Below are 6,156 nucleotides of genomic sequence, written 5' to 3'. Positions count from 1 at the left end.
AGGCTGAGCGGGCCCGCCGGAGAAGCCGCCTCCGGCTCGCGCCGGCCTGTCAGGACGCTGCCCCAGAGCCAGTCGGCGAAGACGCCCAGTCCCTTCGGCCAGACCAGCATGATGATCACCACGGCGGCGCCGAAGGCGGCCATGTAGTAGGTCTGCAGATCGCGCAGCGCCTCGGGCAGGATCGTCACGACGATGGCGCCGAGCATCGTGCCGGGAATTGAACCGAGGCCGCCAATAACGACCATCAGCATCATCTTCACGCTCTCGGCGATGGTGAAGTTGGTGGGCGCGACGAAGCCGACCAGCAGCACGTAGAGGCCGCCGGAAAGCGACGCCCACAGGCTGCAGATCACGAAGGCGATCGTCTTGACCCGGACGGAGTTCACGCCCATCGCCTCCGCGGCCATCTCGTCGTCGCGCACGGCGCGCAACTCGCGGCCGAGCGCAGAGCGATGAAAGAGGATCATCAGCAGGTAGCTGGCAAGCATCAGGCCGGCGAGCGGCAAGTACAGCTGCTGCGTGATCGACTCGCCGAGCCCCGGAATCCGCAGCGTCGGGATGTTGCGCAACCCCATCGGGCCGCCGGTCAGCGCCTCTTCGTTGACCGCGACGATGCGGAAAATCTCGTTCAGGGCGAGGGTGACGATGGCGAGGTAGTGGCCTTTGATGCGGGTCGAGATCAGCCCGAGCATGGCGCCGACCGTTCCGGTCAGCGCCATCGCCAGCGGCAGGGCGAGCCACCATGGCAGAGACAGGCGCATCATCAGCAGCGCCGTCGCGTAGGCTCCGATCCCGACGAGGGCGGCTTGTCCGAGCACGATCTGCCCGGCGACTCCGGTCGCGACCGAGAGCCCCAGCGCGGCAATGGCGAAGATCCACGCCAGGTTCAGCACATGGAGATAATAAGTATTCATGCCTATCGCGATGGGCGCAACAATCGCGGCTGCAATCAGCAGCCAGGCAGTCAGACGCAGGAAAGAAGACATCGCGAGCACCTCAGGCGCGGTCTGCGTTGCGCTCGGGGATGAGCCCTTCGGGGCGCACCACGAGGAAGACGAGCAGCAGCGTGAAGGCGATCGCGTCCTTGTAGGTGGACGAGATGGTGAAGGCGCCGACATTCTCGATGACGCCGAGCAGAACGCCGCCGACGATCGCGCCCGGGACGCTGCCGAAGCCGCCGATGATCATCGCGACGAAGCCCTTGAGGCCGACGAGCGTGCCCATCTCCGTGGTGACGTAGAAAAGCGGTGCCAGCAGGATACCTGCGAGCGCCGCCAATACGGCGGAAAAGGCGAAGGTCCCGGCCAGCACTGCATTGACCGGGACGCCCATCAAGGCTGCAGTCTCGCGGTCCAGCGCCGTGGCGCGCATGATCTTGCCGATCATGCTGTAGCGCAGGACGAAGTACTGAGCCGCGGTGACGACGACAACCACGACCATGATCAGAAGCTGCTGCACGGACAGGCGGAATGCGCCGAAATCGAGCATGTCATCACCGAACGGGCTGACATAAAGCAATGGCTCGGGCCCGTAGAGGATGCGCGCCATCTCCTTCAGGAAAATGCCGAAGCCGACGGTCGCAATGATCGCCACGAGCGCGCGCTGGCGCTGCAGGCGGGCGAAGACGAGGCGCGAGAACAGGGCGCCGAGCGCCGCCATCGCAATCGCCGTCAGGAGCAGCGACAACCAGAACGGCAGGCCCAAGCTCATCGTGAAGGTGGCGACAAAGACATAGGCCGCGAAGGTCAGGAACTCGCCAGCAGCGAAATTCACGATCGCCATCGTGTTCCAGACATAGGCATAACCCAGCGCCACAAGGGCGTAGATGCAGCCCATCGCAAGGCCGCTGGCGACCACTTGACCGAGCATTTCTCCTCCCGCCCCGTCGAGCGGGCGGAAGCCGCCAGTACTCCGGGGGTGCTAGCTATTCTTTGATTTCACCTGGCCGGCCGACGAGCAGACACGGTGAACACTCACTAACATGCTACAGCGTGTTTTGCATTCGCTTATGACGTTGTCAAGCCATCACGCGGACCTGCTGGAAATGCGGAGGCCGGGGTGATAGGCTCCTGCGCGTACGAGGAGCCAACTTGTCCAAAGCATTGAGAAAAAGAAAAACGCCGGTCGTGTCCCAGCGTCTGCTCGCCTATGAGGGATTCCGCGAGAAGATCATAAGCGCACAAATCCGCCCGGGGCAGTTCGTCTCGCAACGTGAGTTGACTGAGCAGCTTGGTCTACCGCTCGGCGCCATTCGTGAGATGATTCCGCGGCTCGAGGCTGCGCGCCTGATTGTGACCGTTCCAAAGCGAGGCCTGCAGGTCGCTCCCGTCGATCTCAAACTCGTGCGCAACGCATTTCAAGTTCGCAGCATGATCGAGTGCGAGGCCGTCCGTCATTTCGCGAGGACGGCCTCCGACCAGGAACTCGATGCGCTCGAGGTCGCCCATCGCGATATTCTGCGGCGCGCTGAAGGTTCGCATGACGAAGAAGCGCTTGACGCTGAGGCGAGAGCAGTGGATTGGGGCATGCACGATCGCATGGTCGACGCCATCGGCAACGAGATCCTGTCCGAAATCTATCGCGTCAACAGCCTGCACGTGCGGTTGATCCGGATCGATGCCGATCGGGTCGTACGTCAACGAGTCTTGCCGGCCATGCAGGAGCATCTTGTCATCCTCGCTGCTCTGAGGAAACGAGACGAGACGGCTGGCATCTCAGCGATGATGGCTCATATCGAGAGTTCAAAGCAGCGCGTGCTCGAAGCCATGCTTCATGGTTGATTCTGCGGCTTTCCACTCCAGCGGAACCGTGGTGTCAGGGCCTCTGTCGAATTAGCTGCAACATCGAGGTGCCGGTTCCGGCCCGACGAAGAGCGAATTCGTCGGGCCGATCGCTGCGCCGGACCTGCCGGCAATGTCAGAGCGGCTTGATCTGCACTTTCCGGAATTTGACGACGCCGGAGCCGTATTGCAGGGCGAAAGGTCCTTCGGCGTGCTGGGAGTCCTGCACGTCGGCAGTCTTCTCGCCGTTGAGCACGACGATCAGATGCGGACCCTGCGCCGTAATCTCGTAGGTGTTCCATTTGCCCGCCGCTTTGGGCATTGAAGCGGGCACCTTGGATACGTCGACGATCGCTCCGGTGGCATAGGTCTGGTCGGGGCGCTTGTCGAAAATGTTGACCTCGTAGCAGACCTTGGCATTGATCACCTTAGGGTCGCCATCGCAGCGGATGAATATGCCGCTGTTGGCCGCCTCGTCGGTCCAGAACTCTACCTTGAGCTGAAAGTTTTTGTAGGCGTTCTTGGTGACGAGGTAAGAGTCGTCCTTGCCCGGTATGCCGGCGGTGAGCTTGTCCGCAGCGAGCGTGCCGTCTTTGAATTCCCAGTTGGCTTTGCCGACCTCGTCCCACTCGCCCATCTTGGTATTGTCGAGCAGCGTGACCCAGCCGCCGTCAGCTTGGCTTGATGCGGGACTGGAATATTGCAAGGCGACAAGGCCAATAGCAACGCCGGCCGCAAGCGCAGTGATGCGTTTCATAATAGTGCTTCCCCCTGTTATCGTTTCTAACAACTTTGTTAATACGCGTTGACATGTTACGCTAGCCTTTGTGCGCCGGTCAATGAGCCTGCCAGGCCGCACGGAACGAACGGAGCCAGGCATCGCTCCGCAGCGGCTCCTCGCCTACGAGGACTTCCGCGATCAGATTGATCAGATTGCCCGGACCATTCGCCTCGCAACGCCAGTCGACCGAACCGCTCAGCTCTCGTTCGGCCGCGAGACGATGCCCGGCTGGGGACAGCGCGCCTGATCGTCAGTGCGACACGAGGCAGAAAGTGCCATCGATGCAGCTATCCGGGGATACGATTGCGGTCACCGCTCGCGGGAATATTGCAGAGTGTTGTCGGATCGCTGATCGCTCCGACGATCCGCCGCTCGCCGTCTTTTCCAGGACGCCCCGCGTTCGTGATGGGATAGGGGCCGCGGCCCTCAAGAGCACAGAATCGTGGACGATCGGAGTTTTGCGGGAAAATCGTGCAAATGGCGGAGAGAGTGGCCGCCTTTACAGGGTCCGGAAAGCCCCGAAGACCCCCGAAAAGGACCGGCGGCGAGCCCCCAAAAAGCCTTGCGCCGCAGGGGTTTCCTCACTTGTTCTTGCCCGTTTTGACCCGATATTGGTCGGTACGTACCGGCATGGCCGTGCCGGGGGTCTAGCCGGGGGTTTGCGCCTGGCGGAAAGTGGAGGTTGCGATGGCGCTCACCACGAAGCTGGTCGCCAAACTCACTGAGCCAGGCCGCTACGGCGACGGAAAGGGGCTTTACCTTCAGGTTGGACCGACCGGCGCCCGCTCGTGGCTGCTGCGCTACGAGCGCGGCAGACGCGAGCGCGCGATGGGACTGGGCCCGGTCGAAGACTTCACCTTGGACGAAGCCCGCGAGCGAGCCCGCAAGGCGCGGCAGCTGCTGAAGGACGGGATCGACCCGATCGATGCCCGCAAGGATGAACTCGCCAAGCAGATCATGGAGAAAGCCCTGGCTGCGGCGGCGAACGTCACCTTCAAAGAATGCGCGGAGCAATATCACAAATTTCATTCACGAAAATGGAACAACGCCAAACACAGCGCGCAATTTCTCTCGACGATGAAGATGTACGCGTACCCGGCGCTAGGAAAGATGCCTGTCGCGGCGATAGACAAGGCTCTCGTCCTCAAGGCGATCGAGCCAATCTGGTATACCAAAACCGAGACGGCGAGCCGAGTGCGCGGCCGGATCGAAGCGGTTCTCGATTTCGCGAAGACACGCGGTTATCGGACGGGAGAAAATCCAGCTACATGGGATGGCAACTTGGTCCATGCCCTGCCCGCCCGCAACACAATTGCCAAGGTCGAGCATCACGCAGCCCTGCCCTTTGCTGAAGTATCCGACTTTATGGCTCAGCTCGCAGCTCGCGAGGGCATCGCCGCGAGGGCCTTGGAGTTCGCGATCCTCACCGCCAGCCGCACTAGTGAAATCATCGGCAGTCGCTGGTCGGAGATCGACTCGGATGCGAAGCTGTGGACCATCCCGGCCGAACGCATGAAAGCCAAAAGAGAACATCGCGTACCGCTGAGCGGCCGTTCTCTTGAGATTTTGAAGGCGCTACCTCGTGAGGGGGATTTTGTATTCCCCGGTGGTCGCAAGGGCGTTCCCATCTCAAATATGGCGATGGCCGAGGTGCTGAAGCGTATGGATCGACTCGACATCACCGTCCATGGCTTCCGCTCTACATTTCGGGATTGGGCGGCGGAGCGGACCAGCTATCCTAATCACGTCGTCGAGATGGCACTCGCCCATGTGGTTGGCAATAAGGTCGAGGCTGCCTATCGACGTGGCGATTTGTTCTCCAAGCGTGCGCGGCTTATGGCCGACTGGGCGAAGTGCTGCATGACGACACCGGTGGACAGGGCGGCAACTAATGTCACGCCGATACGGAGGGCAGGACAATGACCAGGCAGCCACCGAGCTTTTAAGACGCCTGCGGGGTTAAACGGGGTTTAGCGGGGCTAAGATTTAACGGGGCTAAAAGCAGAGTTGCGTGTTTGTCCGGTGCTATGGCATACTAATATTTAAGGGCTTTAGAAGCAGGCCACTTCTATACAACAGCACCTTTGGTCCTTTGCCTTTCAATGGGGTGGCGCCCCGGCTCCCCAGCCGTAAAATGGGGAACGGTCTTCAGGGGTGCGACTACCCCAGTGCGGTTGGCCCATCGAGCCGCGCAAATGCAGTCCGTCCGAGCACTTAACTGTGCTGGGCGGATTTTTGTTTGCGCTCGGCAAATCGATGGACACAACGAGATGTCATCAATTCCAAATTCTGAAAAATCAGATCGCTCGGTCGGCAAAGGCGCCGACCGCGGGCCGATCGGCAAGCTATTTGTCGAGATGGATCCCAACGAAATCGTACGAACGAAAAACGGACGGAAAGTTTTCGGTTTCGGACCAACGCAGATCGCGAAGAAAATCAAGCTCGGCGAAATTCCGGCTCCTATCAAGCTCTCCGAAAGCGGCAGGGCGTCTGGTTGGACGGGACGCCAGATCAACGAATATCGTCGCGTGCAGGCAGAGCGCATCCAAGAAGCCCCTATCGCCTCCGCAGCCAAGACCGAGGGGGGCAAGTGAC

6 protein-coding genes are annotated in these 6,156 nt (G+C 60.9%); 3 read left to right on the top strand and 3 right to left on the bottom strand.

The features are described 5' to 3' along the window. Positions 1–986 (bottom strand): branched-chain amino acid ABC transporter permease (locus MOV75_RS02020; RefSeq protein ID WP_247004710.1); only part of this gene is annotated, 986 nt, incomplete at its 3' end. 10 nt (positions 987–996) lie between these two features. After that, the gene (locus MOV75_RS02015) at positions 997–1,869 is read right to left on the bottom strand and encodes a branched-chain amino acid ABC transporter permease (RefSeq protein WP_246920956.1); all 873 of its coding nucleotides are present in this window, start codon (positions 1,867–1,869) and stop codon (positions 997–999) included. 221 nt (positions 1,870–2,090) lie between these two features. On the opposite strand from MOV75_RS02015, the gene MOV75_RS02010 reads away from it, so the two are divergent. After that, positions 2,091–2,780 (top strand): GntR family transcriptional regulator, encoded by a 690-nt coding sequence (locus MOV75_RS02010; RefSeq protein WP_246920954.1) that lies wholly within the window; start codon positions 2,091–2,093, stop codon positions 2,778–2,780. Positions 2,781–2,916: 136 nt separating this feature from the next. Here the strand turns inward: MOV75_RS02010 and MOV75_RS02005 are convergent, their stop codons facing one another. Beyond that, a complete protein-coding gene (locus MOV75_RS02005; protein ID WP_246920966.1) occupies positions 2,917–3,540 on the bottom strand; it encodes a DUF1080 domain-containing protein in 624 nt (207 codons plus the stop codon). Between the two features lie 708 nt (positions 3,541–4,248). On the opposite strand from MOV75_RS02005, the gene MOV75_RS02000 reads away from it, so the two are divergent. Together MOV75_RS02000 and MOV75_RS01995 are read left to right on the top strand one after the other, a co-directional pair. Then, on the top strand, positions 4,249–5,484 hold the full coding sequence (locus MOV75_RS02000) for a site-specific integrase (RefSeq protein WP_247004708.1): 1,236 nt from the start codon (positions 4,249–4,251) through the stop codon (positions 5,482–5,484). Between the two features lie 347 nt (positions 5,485–5,831). After that, positions 5,832–6,155, top strand: a complete 324-nt coding sequence (locus MOV75_RS01995; RefSeq protein ID WP_247004706.1) for an AlpA family transcriptional regulator — start codon at positions 5,832–5,834, stop codon at positions 6,153–6,155. Position 6,156 lies beyond the last annotated feature (1 nt).

Origin of the sequence: Bradyrhizobium sp. PRIMUS42, from assembly GCF_023006515.1 — a bacterium.
Lineage (GTDB): Bacteria > Pseudomonadota > Alphaproteobacteria > Rhizobiales > Xanthobacteraceae > Bradyrhizobium.
This window is presented reverse-complemented; position numbering and strand designations above follow the sequence as displayed.